Source organism: Polaribacter sp. IC073, from assembly GCF_007997075.1.
Taxonomy (GTDB): Bacteria; Bacteroidota; Bacteroidia; order Flavobacteriales; family Flavobacteriaceae; genus Polaribacter.
The window spans coordinates 154,569-177,783 of sequence record NZ_VORS01000004.1 but is presented as its reverse complement, the minus strand read 5'-3'; the positions used below and the strand labels follow the sequence as shown (position 1 = coordinate 177,783).

23 protein-coding genes and 1 pseudogene are annotated in these 23,215 nt (G+C 30.2%); 11 read left to right on the top strand and 13 right to left on the bottom strand.

Annotated features, from left to right (window positions below):
- Position 1: 1 nt before the first annotated feature.
- The 3 genes from ES045_RS07755 to ES045_RS07745 all read left to right on the top strand — a co-directional run bounded on the left by ES045_RS07755 (position 2) and on the right by ES045_RS07745 (position 2,586).
- Positions 2-982, top strand: a complete 981-nt coding sequence (locus tag ES045_RS07755) for an FAD:protein FMN transferase (protein ID WP_223267206.1) — start codon at positions 2-4, stop codon at positions 980-982.
- Positions 979-1,191, top strand: coding sequence for a DUF4266 domain-containing protein (locus tag ES045_RS07750; RefSeq protein ID WP_147114982.1), 213 nt, complete (start codon positions 979-981; stop codon positions 1,189-1,191). The genes ES045_RS07755 and ES045_RS07750 overlap by 4 nt, the downstream gene beginning before the upstream one ends.
- 135 nt (positions 1,192-1,326) lie before the next feature.
- Entirely contained in the window at positions 1,327-2,586 is a 1,260-nt protein-coding gene (locus ES045_RS07745) for a DUF3570 domain-containing protein (RefSeq protein ID WP_223267205.1), read from the top strand.
- 323 nt (positions 2,587-2,909) lie between these two features.
- Here the strand turns inward: ES045_RS07745 and ES045_RS07740 are convergent.
- Both ES045_RS07740 and holA read right to left on the bottom strand, forming a co-directional pair.
- A pseudogene (locus tag ES045_RS07740) lies at positions 2,910-3,494 on the bottom strand (SOUL family heme-binding protein).
- A 499-nt stretch (positions 3,495-3,993) separates the two neighbouring features.
- Positions 3,994-4,995, bottom strand: coding sequence for a DNA polymerase III subunit delta (holA, locus tag ES045_RS07735; protein WP_147114979.1), 1,002 nt, complete (start codon positions 4,993-4,995; stop codon positions 3,994-3,996).
- 17 nt (positions 4,996-5,012) lie between these two features.
- On the opposite strand from holA, the gene ES045_RS07730 reads away from it, so the two are divergent.
- Together ES045_RS07730 and ES045_RS07725 are read left to right on the top strand one after the other, a co-directional pair.
- Positions 5,013-5,456, top strand: coding sequence for a type I restriction enzyme HsdR N-terminal domain-containing protein (locus ES045_RS07730; protein WP_147114976.1), 444 nt, complete (start codon positions 5,013-5,015; stop codon positions 5,454-5,456).
- A gap of 130 nt (positions 5,457-5,586) precedes the next feature.
- Complete coding sequence (locus ES045_RS07725; protein WP_147114972.1) at positions 5,587-6,585, top strand: glycosyltransferase family 2 protein; 999 nt, start codon at positions 5,587-5,589, stop codon at positions 6,583-6,585.
- On the opposite strand, the gene ES045_RS07720 is transcribed toward ES045_RS07725, so the two are convergent.
- The 9 genes from ES045_RS07720 to nusB form a co-directional block, all read right to left on the bottom strand.
- A complete protein-coding gene (locus ES045_RS07720) occupies positions 6,578-7,060 on the bottom strand; it encodes an SRPBCC family protein (protein ID WP_147114969.1) in 483 nt (160 codons plus the stop codon). The genes ES045_RS07725 and ES045_RS07720 overlap by 8 nt on opposite strands.
- A 50-nt stretch (positions 7,061-7,110) precedes the next feature.
- Positions 7,111-7,728: an L-threonylcarbamoyladenylate synthase gene (locus tag ES045_RS07715; protein WP_147114966.1), complete on the bottom strand. Its 618-nt coding sequence runs from the start codon at positions 7,726-7,728 to the stop codon at positions 7,111-7,113.
- A gap of 69 nt (positions 7,729-7,797) precedes the next feature.
- Entirely contained in the window at positions 7,798-8,499 is a 702-nt protein-coding gene (locus ES045_RS07710) for a response regulator transcription factor (protein WP_147114963.1), read from the bottom strand.
- 11 nt (positions 8,500-8,510) lie between these two features.
- Positions 8,511-10,079 (bottom strand): sensor histidine kinase, encoded by a 1,569-nt coding sequence (locus ES045_RS07705; protein WP_147114961.1) that lies wholly within the window; start codon positions 10,077-10,079, stop codon positions 8,511-8,513.
- A 100-nt stretch (positions 10,080-10,179) separates the two neighbouring features.
- Complete coding sequence (gene coaE, locus ES045_RS07700; RefSeq protein WP_147114958.1) at positions 10,180-10,779, bottom strand: dephospho-CoA kinase; 600 nt, start codon at positions 10,777-10,779, stop codon at positions 10,180-10,182.
- 1 nt (position 10,780) lies between these two features.
- Entirely contained in the window at positions 10,781-11,719 is a 939-nt protein-coding gene (locus ES045_RS07695; protein ID WP_147114956.1) for a hypothetical protein, read from the bottom strand.
- Between the two features lie 103 nt (positions 11,720-11,822).
- Positions 11,823-12,140 (bottom strand): preprotein translocase subunit YajC, encoded by a 318-nt coding sequence (gene yajC / locus ES045_RS07690; protein WP_147114953.1) that lies wholly within the window; start codon positions 12,138-12,140, stop codon positions 11,823-11,825.
- Between the two features lie 2 nt (positions 12,141-12,142).
- Complete coding sequence (locus ES045_RS07685) at positions 12,143-12,607, bottom strand: DUF1573 domain-containing protein (RefSeq protein WP_147114950.1); 465 nt, start codon at positions 12,605-12,607, stop codon at positions 12,143-12,145.
- A 51-nt stretch (positions 12,608-12,658) separates the two neighbouring features.
- Complete coding sequence (nusB, locus tag ES045_RS07680) at positions 12,659-13,597, bottom strand: transcription antitermination factor NusB (protein ID WP_147114946.1); 939 nt, start codon at positions 13,595-13,597, stop codon at positions 12,659-12,661.
- Positions 13,598-13,872: 275 nt separating this feature from the next.
- Between nusB and ES045_RS07675 the strand changes: the two genes are divergently transcribed.
- Both ES045_RS07675 and ES045_RS07670 read left to right on the top strand, forming a co-directional pair.
- Positions 13,873-15,627 (top strand): ABC transporter ATP-binding protein, encoded by a 1,755-nt coding sequence (locus ES045_RS07675; protein WP_147114943.1) that lies wholly within the window; start codon positions 13,873-13,875, stop codon positions 15,625-15,627.
- Positions 15,628-15,706: 79 nt separating this feature from the next.
- Positions 15,707-16,075, top strand: a complete 369-nt coding sequence (locus ES045_RS07670) for a PUR family DNA/RNA-binding protein (protein ID WP_147114941.1) — start codon at positions 15,707-15,709, stop codon at positions 16,073-16,075.
- A 151-nt stretch (positions 16,076-16,226) separates the two neighbouring features.
- Here ES045_RS07670 and ES045_RS07665 read toward each other — a convergent pair whose 3' ends face one another.
- Together ES045_RS07665 and ES045_RS07660 are read right to left on the bottom strand one after the other, a co-directional pair.
- On the bottom strand, positions 16,227-17,288 hold the full coding sequence (locus ES045_RS07665) for a chorismate-binding protein (RefSeq protein WP_223267204.1): 1,062 nt from the start codon (positions 17,286-17,288) through the stop codon (positions 16,227-16,229).
- A gap of 9 nt (positions 17,289-17,297) precedes the next feature.
- Positions 17,298-17,720 (bottom strand): PaaI family thioesterase, encoded by a 423-nt coding sequence (locus ES045_RS07660; protein WP_147114938.1) that lies wholly within the window; start codon positions 17,718-17,720, stop codon positions 17,298-17,300.
- A 71-nt stretch (positions 17,721-17,791) separates the two neighbouring features.
- Here ES045_RS07660 and ES045_RS07655 point away from each other — a divergent pair, with 71 nt between their 5' ends.
- The 4 genes from ES045_RS07655 (at position 17,792) to ES045_RS07640 (ending at position 23,215) form a co-directional block, all read left to right on the top strand.
- Positions 17,792-18,295: an IS1096 element passenger TnpR family protein gene (locus ES045_RS07655; RefSeq protein WP_147114935.1), complete on the top strand. Its 504-nt coding sequence runs from the start codon at positions 17,792-17,794 to the stop codon at positions 18,293-18,295.
- 184 nt (positions 18,296-18,479) lie between these two features.
- Positions 18,480-19,379 carry an ABC transporter ATP-binding protein gene (locus tag ES045_RS07650; RefSeq protein ID WP_147114933.1) on the top strand — a complete coding sequence of 300 codons (900 nt, stop codon included), beginning with the start codon at positions 18,480-18,482 and terminating at the stop codon, positions 19,377-19,379.
- A gap of 57 nt (positions 19,380-19,436) precedes the next feature.
- Positions 19,437-20,282, top strand: a complete 846-nt coding sequence (locus ES045_RS07645) for an ABC transporter permease (RefSeq protein ID WP_147114930.1) — start codon at positions 19,437-19,439, stop codon at positions 20,280-20,282.
- A gap of 44 nt (positions 20,283-20,326) precedes the next feature.
- Complete coding sequence (locus tag ES045_RS07640) at positions 20,327-23,215, top strand: T9SS type B sorting domain-containing protein (RefSeq protein ID WP_147114927.1); 2,889 nt, start codon at positions 20,327-20,329, stop codon at positions 23,213-23,215.

The window sequence follows — 23,215 nt, the reverse complement described above, 5'->3', positions numbered from 1 at the left end:
ATTGAAAGCACTACTTACCTCCTTTCTATTACTATCTTCTCTTGCTTTTTCGGCTCAAGAAACATACAAACGAGTGCTTAAATTAATGGGGAGTCGTTTTGAGATCACTGTAGTAGTAAATAATTCTGCTGAAGCAAATAAATATATAGATATAGCAGTTACTGAAATTACAAGAATTGAAAAACTGATTTCTTCTTGGAATATTAATTCGCAAACTTCTGCTATCAATAAAAACGCAGGTATTAGCCCTGTAAAGGTAGATACTGAACTTTTAAGTCTGATTGAAAGAGCTATCAGAATTTCAAAAATTACTGATGGTGCTTTTGATATTAGCTATGCATCTATGGATAAAATTTGGAAGTTTGATGGCAGTATGAAAATAATGCCTTCAGAAGAAAAAATAAAAGCTTCCATAGCAAAAGTTGGTTTTCAAAATATTCTTGTAGACAAAGTTAAAAGCACGGTTTTTTTGAAATTAAAAGGAATGAAAATTGGTTTTGGAGCTATCGGTAAGGGGTATGCCGCAGATAAAGCAAAAACACTCCTTATTTCAAAAGGAGTAATTGCTGGCATAATAAATGCTTCTGGCGATATGAGTACTTGGGGAAAACAACCTAATGGTAAAGAGTGGCAAGTTGCCATTACAAATCCAATAAACAAGCACAAGGTATTCGCCTTATTTCCATTAAGTAATGGTGCGGTGGTAACTTCTGGAAATTATGAAAAATACGTAAACTTTAACGGCAAACGATATGCACATATTATAAATCCTAGAACCGGGTATCCTTCTAGCGGAATTGTAAGTGTGACAATATTTGCGCCTAAAGCAGAATTAGCCGACGCACTAGCAACCTCTGTATTTGTAATGGGGAAAGAAGCAGGGGTAGACCGTATCAATCAATTATTAAAAATAGAATGCATCATCATTGATGATAAAGGAAATATTACAACATCAAAGAATATAGAAATCGATAAATTATGATTAAAAACTGTATTTGCGCTGCATGGATAACAATTAGTTTTAGTAGTTGTGTAGTGGTTAAGGAATATGAGAAAGTAAATTTAAACGACCCAGATATGGCACTTTCAGAAAAGAAATGTGACCGTAATGTTACAACTGCACATTCTTATCGTGAAGCTGCCGTTGGTGCAAATGGAGGTAAAACTGGTGGAGGCTGTGGTTGTAATTAAGGGAAACCTTTTTTAGAAAACAAAACTGAAATCAAACTAAAAATGATTCCGCTGAAAAGTGGATTTTAATAATAAATTAGTAACAATCAATTGAAAAAAATAATTCTATTTATCTGTGTATTTGCTTTTGTAAAAGTGAATTCACAAACAAAACAAGACGCTCCTAAAGTCTACAAAAAACGTGTACTCGAAACTACGGAGGTAGATTTCTTAACAAGTTACTATACGCAAAATGGAGACAATGCTGCTGTAAGTGGTGGTATTGGATCGGAATCGTTATCTGACGTTACAGGAACCTTTGTGGTTTCCATGCCGTTAAATGATGATGATGTGCTAACAATTGACGCAGGTATTTCTTCCTATACCTCTGCATCTTCAAGTAATATTAACCCTTTTGATGATGGTAAAGCAGATCCTTTTCAAGCTTCTTCTGGTGCTTCTAGTAGTGACCTTTGGACAAATATAACGGGAAGTTATACGCATAGCTCTGATGATAGAAATGATATTTGGTCTACAAAAATTGCCATTTCTTCTGAATATGATTATTTTTCTTTAGGTGTTGGCGGAAGTTATACCAAGCTTTTTAACGAAAAAAACACAGAAGTAAGTGTACAGGGTAATGTATATATAGACTCTTGGAAGTTACTTTACCCTATAGAATTGAGAAGTGCTAATGGAGGTAAAGATAGTTTTAACATCAATAATTATACAATAACCGGCAATACAAATTACGCTCCTGCTTTTGTTCCTTTAAATGGCACTGGTAGAAACTCGTATTCCTTAGGTTTTGGTTTTTCCCAAATACTGCATAAAAAACTGCAGAGTTCAGTAGCTTTAGACTTCGTAAAACAAGATGGCTTATTATCGACTCCTTTTCAAAGGGTCTATTTTAGTGATATCGCAGATTCATTTATTGATAATTTTCAACTAGCGGATGATATTGAACGTTTACCAGATTCAAGATTTAAAGTCGCTGCAGGTGGTCGTTTAAATTGGTATTTAAATGAAATAGTTACTCTTAGAGCCTTCTATCGCTACTATTACGATGACTGGGGCATCACTTCGCACACAGCAAGTATTGAAGTGCCAATAAAAATTGGTAATAGGTTTACATTATATCCGTCATATCGATATTACAACCAAACTGCAGCAGATTATTTTAAACCTTATGAAAGTGCGCTCTCTACAGATCCTTTTTACACCTCTGACTATGATCTATCTAAATACGCAGCTAATCAATTTGGTTTTGGGCTTTCTTACACAGATATTTTTACGAAAGCACACATTTGGGAACTTGGTTTAAAAAGCATTGATTTAAAATTTTATAAATATGATAGGGATACTTCTTTTAGTTCTAGCATTATTACCGCTGGTTTTAAGTTTGTGATGGATTAATGGTTTTAAAACTCGAGTAAAGCCTTGCTCTTTTTTTATATTGAGCAAGACTTCTTTTATCCTATATTTATTTTTTGAGGCAACCTAAAAATTACTCTATAAAACGATTTATTTATACCCACACGTTTGTAATTAACATCGCCAACAATAGAAAAAGGTTTGGTTTTTCTATTTTTATGAGTCTTTAGGGAAATAGCGAAAACTAGACTTTAAGAAATTCACAGTTAAATTGAGTCTTCTTGTGTAAAACTTTAATATTTTATTGCTGGGTTTATGTATGATAACTTTAGTCCTAAAAAAAGAGCACCTAATCTTAAAAAAAACTACTCCAACACTACAATAATTTCATTTCTACGAAACAAAACTTCAAAAGGAGCATTGTAACCTAATACAGAAAACTTGTTCGTATATTTTATATTATTTTCATCTAATAGAGCTATTAATTCTAATTTATACTTTTCTATTTTTTCATCATTTGCCCAACCACCAAAAGTAATTGCTGCCATTTTCATTTCTGGAACTTCTATAAACTGAATATCAGAATTTTCTGGTTTTGGCAAGCTTTCTTTAGTGAATTTTTGTGGCACTAAAAACATAACTGTCATCTTTTTTTCTAAAGACATGGCCACAGGAGACGTCATAGAAATAGATTCCTTCTTCTAGTTTTTACCAAAAATATAGCCTCCTAATATAGAAAAACCCTTGCTAGCTGCTTGTTTATAATCGTCTGTATCTAATTTTACAGAAGTAAATAAACTTGCTTCATATTTTCTAACTTCAAAATTATTATAGGTTTTTAAAACAGTGTACTTGTATCCTTCAATATTGTGACTACTTTGGTAAAAGTAAATTTGAATTCCTATAAAAATAAAAAAAATAACACCTAAAATAATTAAAAAAATCTTCATGTTTTTATGTTTTATTAAGTTATATATAGCAATGAAAATAAGGTTTTAAAATACTTCTAAAAAGACTAAAGGCCAAATTGAATTAAATAATGACCTAAAAATTATTCCATTGATTTGTTGTTAATTTTCCAAAATAATGAGCTTCTTTGTTATCAAAGTAAGTTCCTTCCAGTTTCTGCGTTTGTTTTAAAAAGTTGATTTATCTTGTCTTTTCACTTTCAACATATTTTTCTTCAACTATTAAAAAATACGAACAGTTCTTCTGTTTATGGCCTATGGTTTTGCTGAAACAACAAACTTTTTCACCATTGTTGTCTGCATAAATTTTGCTAACAGGTTAGGTTTTGGATGTTTGTCTGTATACACCTGCTCGCAAGAATTTGTTCTACAAACACTTTGCTCCAATTTGGTTGTGTTGCTGCAGTTAGTTCTTTACCTCTATTAATTACTTTACTTGTAATCTCTTTGTCAAAAATATTTTACATTTCTAATTCGATTTTTAATGCAAAATCTTAAATAACAATTCCTTTAAAATATCTTCGCTAGATTGGTTTGCTCCAACACCTTTGCTTTTGATGTCTGCCTCTCTTAAAAAAGCAATTACCTGCGCCACTTTACGCATTGGATAATTTCTTGACGCCAAAAAATATTCATCTACAAAATACGGATTTACACCTAAACTCTTCGCTACAGAACTTTTAGATTTGTCTTTTAAACCATGAAACATTAGAAGTTGCGTAAAATAGCCGTTCAATAAAGAAATTGTCATAATCAACGGATTATTTTTAGGATTTTCAGCAAAATAATTAATAATTCTATTTGCTTTTACAATGTCCTTCTCTCCTACTGCTTTTCGCAATTCGAAATTATTAAAGTCTTTAGAGATACCAATATTCTCTTCTATGTGCTTGTCATTAATAATAGTGTCTTTTGGCAAAACCAACATTAACTTATCTAATTCATTAGAAATTTTACTTAAATCGGTTCCTAAAAACTCTACCAGCATTAAAGATGCTTTTGGTTCAATTTGATATTTTTTTCCACTTAAAATTCTACGAATCCAATCTGAAACCTGGTTTTCATATAATTTTTTACTTTCAAAAATAAAGCCCGTCTTTGCAATTGCTTTGTGCAACTTCTTACGTTTGTCTAATTTCTTGTACTTATAGTTTAAAACTAAAACAGTTGAAGGCTGCGGATTCTCTGCATAAGAAACCAACTTCTCTATATTTCTGCTTAAATCTTGCGCTTCTTTAACAATTAAAACTTGTCTTTCTGCCATCATTGGGTAACGTTTGGCAGCAGAAACAATGTCTTCTATTGTTACGTCTCTGCCATACATTACTTGCTGATTAAAGCCTTTTTCTGCTTCATCTAAAATGTTATCTTCTATATAATCAGATATTTTATCTATATAATAAGGCTCATCACCCGTTAAAAAATAAATAGGCTTTACAATCCCTTTTTTAATATCTGAAACAATGTCTCTTATTTCGTTCATTTTCTTACTTTTGATTGATGCAAAAACTCAACCTACCAAACTATAAATTCAGACTCAAAAGTAACGAAAATAAGACGCTTATTTTTGATAATCTTAGAAAAAAATATATGGTTTTAACTCCAGAAGAATGGGTTCGACAACATTATGTGCAGTATTTAATTAAAGAGAAAAAATATCCAACATCTTTAATTGCCTTAGAAAAGCAATTAACAATTAATAACCGCATAAAAAGAACAGATATCTTGGTGTTTAATAAAGAAGGAAATCCAGATATTATAGTAGAATGTAAAGCTCCCCAAATTAAAATAACACAAGCTACTTTTGATCAAATTGCACGTTACAACCTAAAACTAAGGGCTAATTTCTTAATTGTTACCAACGGTTTAGAGCATTTTTACTGTAAAATGGACTTTGAAAATGAAACCTATATTTTTCTAAAGGAAATTCCAGATTACAAATAATACTTGTTACTTCTTATGTATTTCTAATCATTTTAGAAGTAAAAAAAAAGTTTAAAAACTACTGATAAAAGTCTATATAATTAAGAAATAATTAGATAAAAACTGACTTATAAACAGTAAATTTGCCCCCTTGAAAACAGCAATCGTCATATTAAATTGGAACGGACAAAAACTATTAGAACAGTTTTTGCCTTCTGTGGTTCATTTTAGTTCTGAATTGGCTGAAATTTATATTGCAGACAATGCTTCTACAGATACTTCTATAGAGTATGTAAGAGAATTTTACCCTACTATAAAGATACTAGAAAACACTACAAATGAGGGGTATGCAAAAGGTTATAATGATGCTTTGGCAAACGTTGATGCAGATATTTATTGTCTTATAAATTCTGATGTAGAAGTTACCCAAGATTGGCTGAAACCTGTTTTAGACGTTTTTAAAAAGGAAGAGAATACAGCTATTATTCAACCAAAATTATTAGATTTTAAAGACAAAACTAAATTTGAATACGCAGGTGCTGCCGGCGGATTTTTAGATTTTTATGGATACCCATATTGTAGAGGACGTATTTTTGATAATTTAGAAACAGACAATGGACAATTTAATGATGTTTCTGAAATTTTTTGGGCTTCTGGTGCTTGTTTATTTATACGTTCTAAAGTCTATCATCAATTAGATGGTTTAGACGAAGACTACTTTGCACATCAAGAAGAAATTGATTTGTGTTGGAGAGTTCAAAATAGAGGTTATAAGGTAAAATATGTTGGTGCATCCACTGTTTATCATGTTGGTGGCGCAACTTTAAAAGAAAAAAATCCACAGAAAACATTTTTAAATTTTAGAAATAGTTTGTTAAACGTAGTAAAAAACGTTCCTAAGAAATGGTTTTTATTCGTGCTCTTTTCTCGTTTAATTTTAGACGGAATTGCAGGTTTAAAGTTTCTAATTGAGTTAAGACCTATACATACACTTGCCATTTTAAAAGCACATGTTAGTTTTTACAAAAACCTTTTTAAATTCTTAGGAAAACGAAAAAAACTGAAGAAAAAACAAGACTACAATTTACACACTAGTATTGTATGGCAATATTTTATATTGGGAAGAAAAAAGTTTGACCAACTTAAGTAAGCTCGATAATTTTTTTCCATTTATCTGTTTCTGCAAACTCTTTAAGGACTTCATTTCTTTCTTTTAAAAAATTGGTCATATATCTTTTTAAGAATAGAAAATCTGCAATTCTTCCCAAGAAACCCAGTGGAGAATGATATTCAAAAATATCTTTTACAAGTACTTTTTCGTTTTTCTTTTCTAAATAATGCTCATGTCTAAAACTTTTAAAAATTCCTTTAACCATTTCATCAGCAAAGAACACCGGAAAAATACAATCGGTTATTTTAGAAGTAAGTTCTTGCGTAAATCCTAAATGTTTGGCTCGCCAAGTGACCGTTTCATTTAATGAAATTAATCCTGAAGTTTTTCCTGAAATAGCTTCTTCTTTTGATTTTTTAGTAGAAATTTTATGCAAATCGATACTTCTAATCAAATCAAAAACTATTTCTATATTCGCGTTGTTAATTTCTGTAGTTAATTTTATAATCGGCACTATTTTACTTATTTAAAGAGTTCTTGTGAAACCAGAAAAATTAAAAAAAATTAAATAATAGCTACACTTCCTTTTCCCGCTCTAATTACGGTTGGTTCATCTGTAAAATCGATTACTGTAGAAGGTTCATTACCTCCGTAACCACCATCAATTACAACATCTACCAAACTTTGCCATTTTTCGAAGATCAACTCTGGGTCTGTAGTATATTCTAAGACATCATCATCATCTCTAATAGAAGTAGACATTATAGGGTTGCCTAATTCTGCAACTAAGGCTCTTATAATATTATTATCAGGAATTCTAATTCCTACTGTTTTTTTCTTTTTAAAGACTTTAGGTAGGTTATTACTACCGGGAAGTATAAATGTATAAGGCCCGGGTAAAGCTTTCTTTAAAACCTTAAAAGTAGCAGAATCTATTTGCTTTACGTAATCTGAAAGGTGACTTAAATCATTACATATAAAAGAGAAGTTTGCCTTTTCTAAATTGATGCCCTTTATTCGTGCAATTTTTTCTAAAGCTTTGGTTTTGGTAATATCACAACCTAAACCATAGACAGTATCTGTTGGGTAAATAACCAAACCGCCTGCTCGTAAAACTTTTACAACTTTGGCTATTTCTTTAGGATTGGGGTTTTCGTTATATATTTTTATAAATTCTGCCATGCTATAAAAATACGAAAAACTCAGCTTGTTTTACAAACTGAGTTATATTAATGAGGAAGTTTTATGAATTTAAGTTTTATCTACCAATCTAAAACCTTCTCCGTGTATATTTAAAATCTCTACTTTGTCATCTAGTTTTAAATATTTACGCAATTTTGCGATATACACATCCATACTTCTAGAGGTAAAATAATTATCATCTCGCCATATTTTTGTTAAGGCCAATTCTCTTGGCATTAAATCATTTTTATGTATGGCTAGCATGCGTAACAATTTACTTTCTTTTGGCGATAATTTAATTGGTTCACCCTCTTCACCAACAGTAAGGTGACGCAATTTAGAATTAAAGAAGAAATTACCAATAGTAAACTCAAACTGCTCACTTTCGGGAGAGCTGTCTATTTCTTTACGTTGTAAAATTGCTTTAATTTTGTGTAATAAAACCTCAGAATCAAAAGGTTTATTTAAATAATCATCTGCCCCAACAGCATAGCCTCTTAAAACATCTTCTTTTAATGTTTTTGCTGTTAAGAAAATAATTGGCACTTCTTTGTTCGTAACTCTAATGTCTTGTGCTAAAGAAAAACCATCTTTTCTAGGCATCATTACATCTAAAATACACAAATCATAATCGCTATTTTTAAACATAATAAGACCTTCTATTCCGTCTTTTGCATGTGTTACGTTATAATCATTTAATGCTAAATAATCTTTTAGAACCGTTCCAAAATTAGGATCGTCTTCTACTAACAAAATCTTTTTACTTCCCATTGTTTTTTGTTTTAAATTAAAGGTAATTTTACCGTGAACATACTTCCTTTTCCTTTCTCACTCTCTACAAATACAGTTCCATGGTGCTTTTCTATAATCTCTTTTACGTAAGCTAACCCTAAACCATGACCTTTAATATCATGAATGTTTCCTTTTTGTTCTCTGTAGAACTTATTAAATACTTGTTTCTGTACTGTTTTACTCATTCCTATTCCAGAATCTTTTATTTTAAAAATAAAAAACTTGTCCGTACTTTCTGTGTACACCTCTATTAGCGGAGCGCCTTCAGAATATTTTATGGCGTTTTCTAACATATTCACCACAACATTTGTAAGGTGAAATTGATTCCCAGGTAATTCAGATTCAATGGCCTCTAAATGTGTTGCAATTTTTCCCTTTTTATCTTCTACCAATAAACTTACATGCGTAATTGCATCTTCTATTGTGTCGTGTAAGTCTATGGTTTCCTTACTTAAATCGATCTGATTTTTCTCTAATCTAGAAATTCTTAGTACATTCTCTACTTGAGAGTGCATTCTCTTATTCTCTTCTCTAATCATTTCTACATAACGCAACACTTTTGCATCATCTCCTAAAATTTTAGGATTTTTAATAGAATCTAAAGCCAAATTAATTGTTGCAATTGGTGTTTTAAATTCATGTGTCATATTATTGATAAAATCCGTCTTTATTTCAGAAATCTTTTTTTGTCTAATTAATTGATATAAAGAACTAGAAAAAGCAATAATAATGATAAAAATAAAGAATAATGAAAGCAATAAAATAGTTGAAATTCCAGATAAAATATGCTCATTTTTATCCGGAAAAGTAACATGTAAATTATAACTTATATTGCCAAAAGAATCATAGAAAAGAGGATATTTGTAACTGTCTTTTGTGTTTATTGTGTAATAACCAGACTTTAACTTTGTTGCCAATTCATCGATACTATAAACACCATATTTAAAGTCTAAATGAACATTTCTTTTGACTAACTCTTCTTTAATCGTTTTATTTAATTCACTATTACTAATTCTCTCATGAATTAATTTCTTTCGATTAACGTCATTTAACAACTCTGTAGTTTGTATTCTGTCAAACTCTGAATAGGATTTTATAAATGAATATCTTTCTTCATGTGTTTTCGAAAAATAAGTATCTGGACTTTTTATAATGGAAGATTTAAAAAAATCTTTTTTTCCTGTTACTCTTTTAAAAATTATAGAATCACTATTTAAAAAATCTGTAGGTAGTTTAAAATTTTCTTCTAAAAAAGTACCTCCAAAAGTAATTCTTTCTTTAGTTGTAGTATCTATTTGTTGTATTAAGTAACTTTTTAATTGTGCTTTGTCGGCTAATCCTTTCTGGGCAATAAGACCTTCTATTTTCTTTTGAAATTCTGCTTGTTCTTTTTCATTAATTCTTTCTGTTGCAGCACCCAAAGATTTTTGAACATCATTTTTAAATTGTGCCTTCTTACTTTCTAGCGCATTATTAATCCAGTAGAGCTGTACAGTGATAATTCCTATCAAGGAAACACTCATTAAAACAACAATAAGAATAAATATTTTTTTGCGCATAAATCAAATTTACTACTTTCATAAGTTGTAATTATTGATTTTAACCTAAATTAACAGATTTATTAAAAATTTAAGACTTATTTAACATAAAAAATATATTTTATAAAAAAGTTACTACTTTTTGTGTTAAAATATTATGAATCCTTTTAACAGCAGCTTCTGTTTCTTTAAGTGTATGGTTTTCAATGATGTAGTTAGATAAAAGCAGTTTTTTATCTTCTTTCCATTGATTGTTAATTCGGTCTAAAATTGCTTGTTTTGTTGAATGATCTCTCTTTAAAACTCTTATAACTCTTTCCTCTACAGCTACAAATACAGAAATTATAAAATCAAATTGATGTTGATTATTACTTTCAAATAAAATAGCGCTTTCATAAAGAATGTAAGCTTTATGAGCGTTCTCTTGAATAAATGCTTCGAAATGTTTATTTACTTCAGGGTGTACAATACTATTTAAAACGTTAAGTTTTTCTTTATTATTAAAAACAATACTAGCTAAATAAGGCCTGTTTAATTGATTTTCTATATAAGTTTCTTCGCCAAAAGCTTCTGTAAGTTTTGTTCGAATTTCATCCGAAGAATTCATAAGTTTTTTTGCTTCAACATCTGCAATATACACTGCAACCGTATCAAAGTTTTTAAACAGTTTGGCTACTGTTGATTTCCCACTTCCAATACCGCCTGTTAAACCTACTACCATATTAATGCTGAATTAAAAAATCGATCTTATTTGGTATAATTTTATAGCTTTTTATTTCTGATGGCTTGTGCACTAATTTAGGAATTAAATAACCTAAATTATTAAATGCAGACATGCTATAATCACATTCTATTTGAAATGAATTTTCATCTATTGTATTAAAACGAGACAAGCCAATAATAAAAGTAATTTGCACCTTTTTAGATAAGGTATTTATTGTAAGATCTTCTGGAACGTTTGTAATGGTATATTTAATATCTAGAGTACCTTCTGTAAACTTTTCTACTTTACCAGAAACTATTATTTCTTTCGATTCAAATTTTAAATTTCTTATCCCTTTTGGTATTTTAACAGCAACTTTCTTGCTAAAATCTGCTTTTACACCTTCTAACACAATTGGCAAAAGTGTTATTTCATCTATTTCAGAAATATAGTTTTCTGGCCCAGAAACAATAATACTATCTGGTGCTACATTAATTTCTTCAGAAAGATCATAACCTACCTGGTATCTTATTTTTACGTCTGGTTTTAAAGGTAGTTTTTTTGAAACCAAACTACTAACTTCTAAAAACAAAGTATCTCTAACAATTTCTTGTAAAACCACCCCAGAAGGCAATTGCTTTTGAATGCTTTGTTTTTGTTTTTTAACAAGTATATAATATTTTGTCCCCTTTTTCTGAATTAATGCGTTTGCATGCACACCAATATTTTTGGTATTTACTCGCGTTCTAAGAATCTTAAATCCGTTTGCCTTAACCACCACCTCTAACTCCTTTACTGGTGTTCCTTGTAAAAGTTTATTTTGAGAAAGATTACCGTACTTTATCGGAAAATAAATACTGGTAACATATTCTTTAGAGAGTGTTATTAGAAGCCAAATAAGCACCGACGCTAATAAAAAGCTAATAAAGGTTTTAGGTATTTTTTTTTTAGGTTTCAAAAGTAATTTTTAAAGTATGCAATCTACATAAAAGGGTTCAAAGAAAAAAGTGAGTACTGTCTAAAAAGACAATACCCACTTTTAATATAAAGTAATTAGTAAATTATTTTTTAACTGGCGCTAAAAGTTTTTTACTTAATTCCATAGAAATTGCAGAACGTTCAAATTTAATTTTGCCTGCTCCTGTTTCTATTGTAATTGTATTGTCTGTATTATTAACATCAGTAATTTTACCATGAATACCACTAGAAGTTATTACTTTAGTTCCTGTTTTTATTTCTGCCTGAAAAGCTTTTTCTTTCTTCTGACGATTCATTTGTGGTCTTATCATAAAAAAATATAAGACTAAAATCATAGCTGCAAAAGGCAACATACTTGTTAAACTGCTTGAATCGAATTGTAAAAAAATTGAATTGAACATTATTATAATTTTGCTTTAGGTGTTACAGAACCTCTAAGTGTTAATACTTCTCTACCAGATTCTGTATTGGTAGTTAAAGTAACTGTTTTCATTTGTCTGTTTGGCTTCCCAGAAGTGTTAAATTTCACGGCAACTTCACCTGTTTCTCCTGGTTTAATTGGTGCTTTAGGCCACACAGGAACCGTACAACCACAAGAACCTGTAGCGTTTGTAATTACTAAATCTGTTTTACCAGAATTGGTTACTTTAAACAACGTTTCTACAATATCTCCTTCATTTACAGTACCAAAATCATACTCTCTTTTATCTAAAGAAATAGAAGCAACTCCTTTTTTAATTTCTGCATCTCTAGATTTAGCAGTATCTAGGTTTTCTTTATTAATTTTTGTAGATGCGTTTCCGTTTCCACAAGAAACTATAAATGTTGCTACTACTACAAATGCGAATAAAAATGTTATTTTTTTCATTATAAATCTATTTTTTGTAAAAATAATAAATTAATCTTAGTTTATATCATATTATATAAGTCCTCTGCCAATTTTAACAATTTTTTCGTTGGCAATAAACTCTTTAGAAATTTTATCTAAAACTCCATTTATAAAATAACTACTTTTAGCTGTCGAGTAGTCTTTAGAGATTTCTATATATTCATTAATAGTTACTCTTGTTGGTATAGAAGGGAAATTCATAAACTCTGTTATAGACATTTTTATTAAAATCATGTCTATTTCTGCAATCCTATCAGATTCCCAGTTTGGTGTCTTGTCTTCAACATACTGCTCGTATTCTGCTTGCTTTAAAACTGTTTTTCTAAACAATTGAGACACAAAGTCTTCATCATCTTTGTCTTTATACAGAGAACCTAAAACAAACAAGCCAGTTGCTTTTTGTTTACTTAACGTTTTTACAACCCAAGTATTCACAAAAGGAATATCATCTACCCAAGAAATCATCTTGTCTTCATAATATTCTGCTAACTTTTCATTCGGAGCTATAATTTCTCTAAAGAAATCTAAAACAAAAGCTTTGTCTATCTTAGATGAATCTTCTTCTGTAGCTAAATATTTTTTATATAAATCGCTTTGTTGCAATTCATCAAAAATAATTTTCACATACTCATCATTTTCTTCCCAATTTCTCAAGTTATTTAACTCGATATACCCCTCTAAACTGACACTTTCTGCAATTGTATTAATTAATTTGTTGTCAATAAATTTTGTATTGGGTTTTAAATCTGCAGCTGTAGCAAGAATTTTCTTCTTAGAAAGCGCCATTTTTTTTGCTGCTAATTTCTGTACTTCTACTAGCAACTGAATGTTTAAGACATATAAATCAAACATTTTTAAGACACTATGTTTTAAAAACTTTTCTTCTCTAATGATGTCATCATTATGAGATTGCAACATTGCGTACACAGATTGCATTACTTTAACTCGAATATGTCTTCTGTTAATCATTTTTATAAAGAACTTTTATTAAATAAATCACGATGATTTTTTTGTTTCTAACCAGCCACAAAAATAATATTATTTTACTTCTAAAGGTGTATCTATTTTAATTTCTTTTCGGTTTTTATTTTAATGATTTAGTACGGGTTAAAAACGATTCATATTATTTATAAAAATGTATCTTCGTGCTTGAAAATAGCATACTTATTTCTTTAATTTAACAGAAAATAAAGAAAGATAGATCCTATAAATTGTAATTTTATTTCTTAAATTTCATAACTGCATTGAAGGCTCTAAAATATATAAATAAATACTTTGTAAAGTACAAATGGCGATTATTAATTGGTATCTTAATCACCATTTTATCAAAATTATTAGCACTTAAAGTTCCGCAAATTGTTGGCGATTCTTTAAATATTGTTGAAGATTACCAAAACGGAATCATTACAGATATAGAAGCTGTAGAACACGAGCTTTTAATAAATGTTCTAATAATTGTTGGTGTTGCCGTTTTAGCTGGTTTTTTTACTTTTTTAATGCGACAAACTATTATTGTTACATCTCGGTTAATAGAATTCGATTTAAAGAACGAAATCTATCAACAATACCAAAGATTATCCCTTAATTTCTATAAGAAAAATAGAACAGGAGATTTAATGAACCGTATTTCTGAAGACGTTTCTAAAGTAAGAATGTATGTTGGGCCCGCGCTTATGCACACCATGAATATGATTGTTCTTATAGCTGTTGGATTTACACAGATGATAAATATCGATGTGAAATTAACCATGTACACCTTGCTTCCTTTTCCTGTTTTATCTGTTTTAATTTTTGTTTTAAGTAAGGTTATTCATAAAAGAAGTAGCATTGTTCAGGAATATTTATCAAAATTAACTACTTTTAATCAAGAATTTTTCTCGGGAATTAGTGTTGTAAAATCATACGGAATCGAAAATTCTATTATTAAAGATTTTGATGCAATTGCAGACAAGAGCAAAGAAAAGAACATCCACCTTCAGCAAGCAAACGCATTATTTTTTCCGTTGATGATTTTATTAATTGGTCTAAGTAATCTTATTGTAGTGTATGTTGGTGGCCATCAATATATCAACGGCGAAATTCAAATAGGAACTATTATTGAATTTATGTTATACGTAAATATTTTAACGTGGCCAGTTGCTGTTGTAGGCTGGGTTACTTCCATGGTGCAACAAGCAGAAGTTTCTCAAGCAAGAATTAATGAATTTTTAGAACAAGTACCAGAAATACAAAATAAAAATACAGAACCTACATTACTAAAAGGAAAAGTAGCTTTTAAAAATGTTACTTTTACATATGATGATACAAATATTACCGCTTTAAAAAACATTTCTTTTGTTGTAGAAGCAGGCGAAACTGTAGCAATTCTTGGAAAAACAGGGTCTGGTAAATCTACTATTATAGAATTAATTGCAAGATTATACGATACAAAACAAGGTGTTATTCTTCTTGATGGTATCGAAATTGAAACCACTAATTTAAATGATATTAGAAATCAGATTGGTTTTGTACCTCAAGATCCGTTTTTATTTTCTGAAAGTATTGGTAACAATATAAAATTTGGTAAAGAAGACGCTACCCAAGAAGAAATTATACAAGCAGCTAAAGATGCGGTGGTTCATGAGAATATTATCGATTTTCCTAACGGATATCAAACTATTTTAGGAGAACGTGGTGTCACACTTTCTGGCGGACAAAAGCAACGTGTATCTATTGCTAGAGCGATTATAAAGAATCCTAAAATATTAATTTTTGATGATTGTTTATCTGCTGTCGATACAGAAACAGAAGAAAGAATTTTAGCTAATTTAAAGAAAGTTTCTAAAAATAAAACTACCTTTATAATTAGCCACAGAGTTTCTTCAGCTAAGAATGCTGATAAAATTATTGTTTTAGACGAAGGTCAAATTATACAACAAGGCACTCATAATCAACTAATAACACAAGAAGGATACTATAAAGATTTATACGAGCAGCAACTTTTAGAAAAAGAAAATTAATCTTTAACATTGCTACGTAAAATATTTTGTTAGATTTGTTACTATAATTAATTACATATAACTACTATTTTTAAAGAACATGGCAGAGAGAGTTGAACAGGAAGAAATTTTTTCACAGGTATTAAGAGCTGGAAGAAGAACGTATTTTTTTGATGTAAGAGCAACAAAAGCAGACGATTACTATCTAACAGTTACAGAAAGTAAGAAATTTACACATGATGATGGTACTTTTCACTATCAAAAACATAAAATTTACTTGTATAAAGAAGATTTTACAGACTTTCATGAAATGCTAAAGAAAGCGACAGATTATATTATTAATGAAAAAGGAGACGAAGTAATTAGCGAACGTCATCAAAAAGATTTTAAGAAAGAAGACACAAAAATAGATGCAGAAGAAACCACTTCTACAGAAAGTTTTACAGACGTTTCTTTTGACGATATATAACAGTTTTATACTGTTTTTGTAAGCACCTTTTATGATTAAAAAAGTTGCATTAAGAAATTTCAATTCAAATTCAATTTTACACAAAAAAATAAAAACCGCAAATTTACTATTTGCGGTTTTTTGATGTTATTTAATTTCTAAATAGAATTCTTTACAAAACTCTTTTCATTGTTTTAGCTTTAGAAACTGTTTCTTCCCACTCTTTCTCTGCATTGCTGTCTTTTGTAATTCCGCCACCAACAAAAATAGAAGCTGTATTGTTTTCAATCTTCATGCAACGTAAATTTACAAAAAGGGCCGAACTTTTTTTATTTCCCGCTGCCTTTTTGAGGTTTAATTCACCTAAAAAACCCGTATAAAAACTTCGATTGTAGTTTTCATTTTCAAAAATAAATTTCTTAGCGTTTTCTCTTGGCAAACCACAAACTGCTGGTGTTGGGTGTAAAGCTCTAATTAATTTTTCTAGGTTTGAAGAACTTTCTAAATCCCCAGAAACCTTTGTCCTTAAATGCAACAAGTTTCCTGCTCTAACAGTTTCTGTTTTATCAATTTCTAAATTAGTAGCAATTTCTTCTAACTGATTTTCTATAAAATTAGTTACTAATTGCTGCTCTTCTAATTCTTTAGATCTCCAGATTGCAGTTTGGTTTTCTTTATAAATTTGCGTTCCTGCCAAAGACATTGTTTTAAAAGAAGTGCCTTCTAAATTTAACAAAGTTTCTGGTGTTGCACCAAACCAAAGTCCTACTTTTGGATGAAACCAAACATATACAAAGGCATTTTTATAAGTAGATAGTAGTTTTTTATAGACTTCTAGTAACTCAAAATCAGAAACATGCACAACCTCTTCTCTAGAAATTACAACTTTCTGTAAATCGCCCGCATTAATTCTATCAATTGCTTTTTTAACAATTTGTAAGTGTTTATCTTTAGATGAAGTATGGGCATTAAAAGCTTCACTCATTAAATTACAAGGGGCTAATATTACCGCTTCCGAAAAAGTTAATGCTTTTTCTTCTGGAAATAAAATGGCTTTTTCATCACTATTAAAAGGAGCAAAAACAAACCCTTTTTCTTTAAAGTCTGAAACAAAATTTAATACTGAATCTGACATAAAAAAAGCAGCAACATTTTTCTCATTTGGCTTTCTATACGCTACAAAAGGTAAGTGATTACTGTATTGAGTAGTAATTTTATCGAATAATTTATTCAAAACTAAAAGTTATTTTTTACGAATTTCTAAAACAATATTGGTCATTTTTGCAACCGAAATTAAACGATCTTCTTCGTCTACAATTGTTACTTCCCATAAATGCGTGCTTTTACCTTTATGAATATTCTTTGCAGTAGCAAAAACAACACCATCTCGTTTACTTTTTATATGGTTTATAGATAATTGAATTCCGTTTATAAACTGTGTTTCACTATCGATAAAAAAGTTGGAAGCCGCACTACCAACACTCTCCGCTAAAGCTGCAGTTGCGCCACCATGTAATTGCCCATAAGGTTGGTAAACTCTTGAGTTTACAGGCATTTTTGCAGTTAAAAAATCATCTCCAATAGCAACATATTCAATATCAAGAGTTTCCATTAGCGTATTTTTAGAACGCTTGTTAAATGCTTTTAAAATGCTAGTTTTATCCATAATCAATTATTTAATATGTAAAAATACGTATAAAAAATTGTATTTTTGCAACTGAAAAGTTAAAGCATTCTATGTACAAAATACGCGTAATTTTAGACACAAAAGAAGATGTAATTAGAACAATTTTGGTTGAAGACAACTTAAATTTAGAAGAATTACACCTAACAATTGCCAAATCCTTCGGTTTTGGAGGTCGAGAAATGGCTTCTTTTTACAGAACTGATGAAGAATGGAATCAAGGTGAAGAGATTCCTTTGTTTAATATGGAAGAAGTTGGCGAAGGTATTTCTATGCAAACTTGCATTTTAAATGACTCTTTACCAGAAGAAAACGACAAGCTAATTTATGTGTACGATTTCTTAAAAATGTGGACTTTCTATGTGGATGTGATTGAAATTTCTTCAGGAAAAAAAGAGGGTTTGCCACAAATTATCCTTACCGTTGGTGAAATACCTAGTGAAGCTCCCGAAAAAGAATTTGTTGCAGAGAAATTAGATGATGGTTTTGGTGATGAGGAAGATATCGATGACGAATACGGTCATTTTGATGATGATTTCGATTACAATGAATATTAAAAAAATATGTAGTTGTTAAACTGTTTATTCGTGTAATTGTTTCTTGCTAGTTACTTAATTATCGAGCTTTCACTAATTTTTTATACACAATTAAACAGTCAATCACAGAAACAAATAAAAAATTTCCAGTAACAAAATTGTAAATTAGCCGTCTTACATTCATAACCGACTAAACACAATTTCTTTGGAAACTATCTTATCTCTTAAAAACCTCGATAAAAAATACGGCGCTATTCATGCTGTAAACAATCTTTCTTTTGATATTAAAAAAGGAAATGTATACGGAATATTAGGCCCTAACGGAAGTGGAAAATCTACCACTTTAGGCATTATCTTAAATGTAGTAAACAGAACTTCTGGCGAATTTTCTTGGTTTAACGGAAAATTATCTACCCATGAAGCTTTAAAAAAAGTAGGTGCAATTATAGAGCGACCTAATTTTTATCCATACATGACTGCAGTGCAAAATCTAAAACTAATTTGTACAATCAAAGGAATATCCGCAGAAAAAATTGATGAGAAATTAAAAACAGTAAATCTTTACGATAGAAAAAACAGTAAATTTAGTACCTTCTCTTTAGGTATGAAACAACGTTTGGCTATTGCTTCTGCATTGTTAAATGATCCTGAAATTTTAATTTTAGATGAACCTACAAATGGTCTAGATCCTCAAGGAATTCATGAAATTAGACAAATTATAAACGAAATTGCAAGCAGAGGAACTACTATTTTATTAGCTTCTCACCTACTAGATGAAGTTGAAAAAGTGTGTTCTCATGTAGTTGTTATTAGAGAAGGTGTAAAATTATACAGTGGTAGAGTCGATGAAATGACGGCTTCTAATGGTTTGTTTGAGCTAAAGGTTGATGAAAATGAAGAAATATTGTTGGCTGAGTTAGAAAAACATCCTTCTATAAATAAAGTAACCAAAGATCACGAAACTATTATTGCTACTTTAAATGATGTAATTTCATCTGCAGAGCTAAATACATTTTTATTTAATAAAGGCATTGTTTTAAGTCATTTGGTAAAACGTAAACCAAGTTTAGAGCAACAATTCTTAGATTTAACAAACAACAATTAATTAAAAATACCGGTTCGAGCGTTGTCTAGAACTCCTTCAATAAAATCATAAAATAGCATGTTAAGATTATTAACCATAGAGTTTCATAAATTAAGACACAACAAAGCAAGTAAAATTTTGTCGCTAATTTACTTCGGCTTGTTAACTTGTATTGCATTAATCGCTGCAGTTAAGTTTGACGTTGGCCCAATTAAATTTCATTTGGCAGAAATAGGAATCTTCAATTTCCCTTATATCTGGCACTTTAACACCTATGTGGCGGCAATTTTAAAGTTCTTTTTACTCTTAGTTATTGTTTCTATGATGGCGAATGAATATAGCTACAAGACTTTAAAACAGAATTTGATTGATGGTTTAAGTAAAAAGGAGTTTATTCTTTCTAAATTTTACACGGTAGTTGTTTTTGCGCTCGTCTCTACACTTTTTGTTTTTGTTGTCTCATTAATATTAGGTTTGTCTTATTCAGATTATAATGAATTCGCCATCATAACATCCGATTTACAATATCTTTTCGCCTTTTTCATCAAATTAGTAGCTTTCTTTTCTATGGGATTATTCTTCGGTATTTTAGTTAAAAGATCTGCTTTTGCAGTTGGTGCAATGGTGGTTTGGTTTTTTGCGGAAAATATTTTCAAAGGATACTTATTTTGGAGTTTTAAAAACGCAGAAAATACCAGCGAAAAAGTAGATGCTGTAATACAGTTTCTTCCTTTCGAGTCTATGTCTAATTTAATAAAAGAACCTTTTACAAGATTAGGTGCCGTAAGATCTGTTGCAAACCAAATAGGTGAAACGTTTACTAAAAGTTATGCTGTAGAATTTTCTACAATTGTAATTGTCTCTGTTTGGACGTTTATCTTTATCTATTTGTCTTTCGCACTGTTAAAAAAGAGGGATTTATAATACTTTTTAAATATATTTGATGTTAAGAAAAGAAATACCATCAAATGAAGAATATTTTATCGTTTTTATTACTATTTATTACATTAAATGTATTTTCTCAAAAAGAAGCTAATTTTTGGTATTTTGGTAACAATGCGGGATTAGATTTTACTGGCTGCAACCCTTTAGCGCTTGCGAATGGTAAATTAAATACAGATGAAGGTTGTTCTACCATTTCTAAGAGTAATGGCGAGTTATTGTTTTATTCAGACGGTACAACCGTTTGGAATAAAGACCATAATGTTATGCCAGGTGGCTCTGGATTATTAGGAAACTCTTCTAGCGCACAATCTGCTTTATTTGTGCCAAACCCTATTAATAAAAACTTATACTACCTATTTGTTGTTGGTAATAGTCGTAATCCTGGTTTTTTCTATTATACTATAGACTTAAATACAAATGCCGGTTTAGGAAGTGTAATTGATGGCCCTGTAGACTTAAACAATGGAAACCAACGTTTATGGACAGAGAGAGTAACAGCCATTGAGTCTAATAAAAGTGATGAGTTTTGGATAATTTCTACTTCAGAAAAAGAATTGTATTCTTACAAAGTAACTAGAGATGGTGTTGCTTTTAATAACCCTGCCATATCTTTTTTATCTTCAACTGAAATTGGAGCTAGAGGTAGTTTAAAAATTTCACCTGATGGTACAAAATTAGTAATAACAAGTCAAAGTGAAAACTGTTTACTGTACGACTTTAACACTACCACAGGTACAATTAGTAATAAGAAAATACTAAATGTTAATGGAGAGAGTAGCTATGGTGCTGAATTTTCTCAAAGCAGTAATAAACTTTATATTTCTACAGGTGGTAACAACCAAGGTGGTCGTCGTAGTGCTTCATATATTTTTCAATACAATCTAACCGAAAATACCCTTAATGACATTAATAACTCTAAAAATACAATAACTTCTTGGTCGGGTTATAGAGGTGCTTTGCAACTAGGCCCTGATGCAAAAATTTATTATGCTCGAAGTGGAGAAGCTAGTTTAGGGGTTATTAATAAACCCGAAGAAGAAGGAATAAACGTAAATTATGTTGATAACGGAGTCAGTTTAGGTGGAAGAATATCCTCAGAAGGACTTCCTCCTTTTATACAATCTTTTTTTAAAGTTGCCCTAACCGATTTAGATACAAGTACTAAAATTACAGAAGAATTTTCGATTTGTTCTGGAGATATTAGAGAGTTAGGAATAAATTCTGTTACAGATTTTGATGATACAGCCGATACCACAAAACCAATAAAATATCAATGGTTTAAAGATGATGTATTAATAACTACCGAGACAAATCGTAAGATTAGCGTTGGCGGACTAGGAAGAACAACTGGCGGAATTTATTCTTTAAAAGTAAATTATACAAATAACTGTGGAAGAGAGAGGAACTTAGAAGCTATCGCTGAAATTGTTTTTTATAAAAAACCAACAGTAAACATTATTGATGTTTATGAACAGTGTGACTTTGACAGCAACCCCAACGACTTTATTACCAGTTTTAACCTAACCACAAGAGAAACGGCTATTTATACAGGATCTGACACTGTAAAAATTGAGTTTTTTGAAACTACAGACACCTCTTTTAATTCTCCTATTGCAAAAAACAACTACACTAACGCTACAGCAACTAATAGCACAAACGGAAATCATAAAGTTGTTGCAAAAGTTACAAATGTAGATACTGACTGCTATCAAACAATAGTAATTGAACTAAAAGTCAATCCGTATGGTATCGACTCTTACTCAAATGTTTATTCATCAGAATTAGACCAAAATAAAAATATTTCTAATAGTAGAAGCAGCCTTGGTAGTTTAAATTCGTTTTATAATTTAGATGATAAAACAAATAAAATAATAGCAAATTCTTCTGGTGCTTTAACAAGTACTTCTCATGACTTTAGTTATTTTAGGACAAGAGAAGATGCAACTTTGCAGAATGATAAAATAGTAGCTCCTTATGAGGATGATTTATTTGCAAATGAAGATGAAATTTTTGTTAGAATATCTTTAAAAGGAACAAATGCATGTGAAAGTATTGGGAAGTTTACATTTATTTTAAACATTTTACCAATTCCGCAAGGTAATCCATCTCCCATAATTCTTTGTGTAAGCAATCCTATTGATGCTCCACAGCCATTTACAGAAAACTTAGATGCAGATACAGGCGCTGCTAGCGACACTTATGCTTGGTATTTAAATGAAACTTTATTACCAAGTGAAACAAATGCTATTTTAGAAGCAAATAAAGAAGGAACATATAGAGTTGAAGCTTCTAGAGGTTATGAAAATGATACGAGCATAACAACAGATAATTCTTTTACCACAGGCTACAATACATTTACCGTCTTAGAATCTAATGAAGCACTTTTAGGACCAGAATCAATTACCTTTATAGACGATCAAGATAACCCTACAGACAATACAATTACAATTAAAGTGACTGGTAAAGGCGATTATGAATATGCTTTAAATAATAATGCGCTTGCTAGTTTTGTAAAAGGTTCAGAAAATTTATCGTACACTTTTATAAACATACCTCCCGGACTTAACAAAGTTTATATTAGAGATCGAAATAATTGTGGGCGCATTATAAATACAAAAGAAATTTCTTTCATTTATTTTCAAAGGCATTTTACACCAAACGGAGATGGCTATTTTGATACTTGGAAAATATTAGGAGTAGAGAATACTTTTTATAGCGAAGTAAAACTCCAGGTTTTTGATAGATATGGTAAAAATCTAAAGAATATAGACCTAAAAACCAATGCTGGTTGGAATGGGACTTATAACGGAAAACCACTTCCATCAAATGATTATTGGTATAATGCTATTTTAATTGATATAAGTGGGAATATTAGAAAAAAGACAGGGCATTTTTCTCTTTTAAGAAAATAA

What these genes read in the sequence shown, in the direction of transcription:
- coaE (WP_147114958.1), bottom strand. Translation starts at nt 10,779, where the DNA reads ATGGTAGTAGGTTTAACAGGCGGTATTGGAAGTGGGAAATCAACAGTA.
- ES045_RS07655 (WP_147114935.1), top strand. Translation starts at nt 17,792, where the DNA reads ATGTACAAAATACGCGTAATTTTAGACACAAAAGAAGATGTAATTAGA.
- ES045_RS07685 (WP_147114950.1), bottom strand. Translation starts at nt 12,607, where the DNA reads ATGAAAAAAATAACATTTTTATTCGCATTTGTAGTAGTAGCAACATTT.
- ES045_RS07705 (WP_147114961.1), bottom strand. Translation starts at nt 10,079, where the DNA reads ATGCGCAAAAAAATATTTATTCTTATTGTTGTTTTAATGAGTGTTTCC.
- ES045_RS07750 (WP_147114982.1), top strand. Translation starts at nt 979, where the DNA reads ATGATTAAAAACTGTATTTGCGCTGCATGGATAACAATTAGTTTTAGT.
- ES045_RS07710 (WP_147114963.1), bottom strand. Translation starts at nt 8,499, where the DNA reads ATGGGAAGTAAAAAGATTTTGTTAGTAGAAGACGATCCTAATTTTGGA.
- nusB (WP_147114946.1), bottom strand. Translation starts at nt 13,597, where the DNA reads ATGATTAACAGAAGACATATTCGAGTTAAAGTAATGCAATCTGTGTAC.
- ES045_RS07660 (WP_147114938.1), bottom strand. Translation starts at nt 17,720, where the DNA reads ATGGATAAAACTAGCATTTTAAAAGCATTTAACAAGCGTTCTAAAAAT.
- yajC (WP_147114953.1), bottom strand. Translation starts at nt 12,140, where the DNA reads ATGTTCAATTCAATTTTTTTACAATTCGATTCAAGCAGTTTAACAAGT.
- ES045_RS07715 (WP_147114966.1), bottom strand. Translation starts at nt 7,728, where the DNA reads ATGGCAGAATTTATAAAAATATATAACGAAAACCCCAATCCTAAAGAA.
- ES045_RS07670 (WP_147114941.1), top strand. Translation starts at nt 15,707, where the DNA reads ATGGCAGAGAGAGTTGAACAGGAAGAAATTTTTTCACAGGTATTAAGA.
- ES045_RS07645 (WP_147114930.1), top strand. Translation starts at nt 19,437, where the DNA reads ATGTTAAGATTATTAACCATAGAGTTTCATAAATTAAGACACAACAAA.
- ES045_RS07730 (WP_147114976.1), top strand. Translation starts at nt 5,013, where the DNA reads ATGCAAAAACTCAACCTACCAAACTATAAATTCAGACTCAAAAGTAAC.
- holA (WP_147114979.1), bottom strand. Translation starts at nt 4,995, where the DNA reads ATGAACGAAATAAGAGACATTGTTTCAGATATTAAAAAAGGGATTGTA.
- ES045_RS07640 (WP_147114927.1), top strand. Translation starts at nt 20,327, where the DNA reads ATGAAGAATATTTTATCGTTTTTATTACTATTTATTACATTAAATGTA.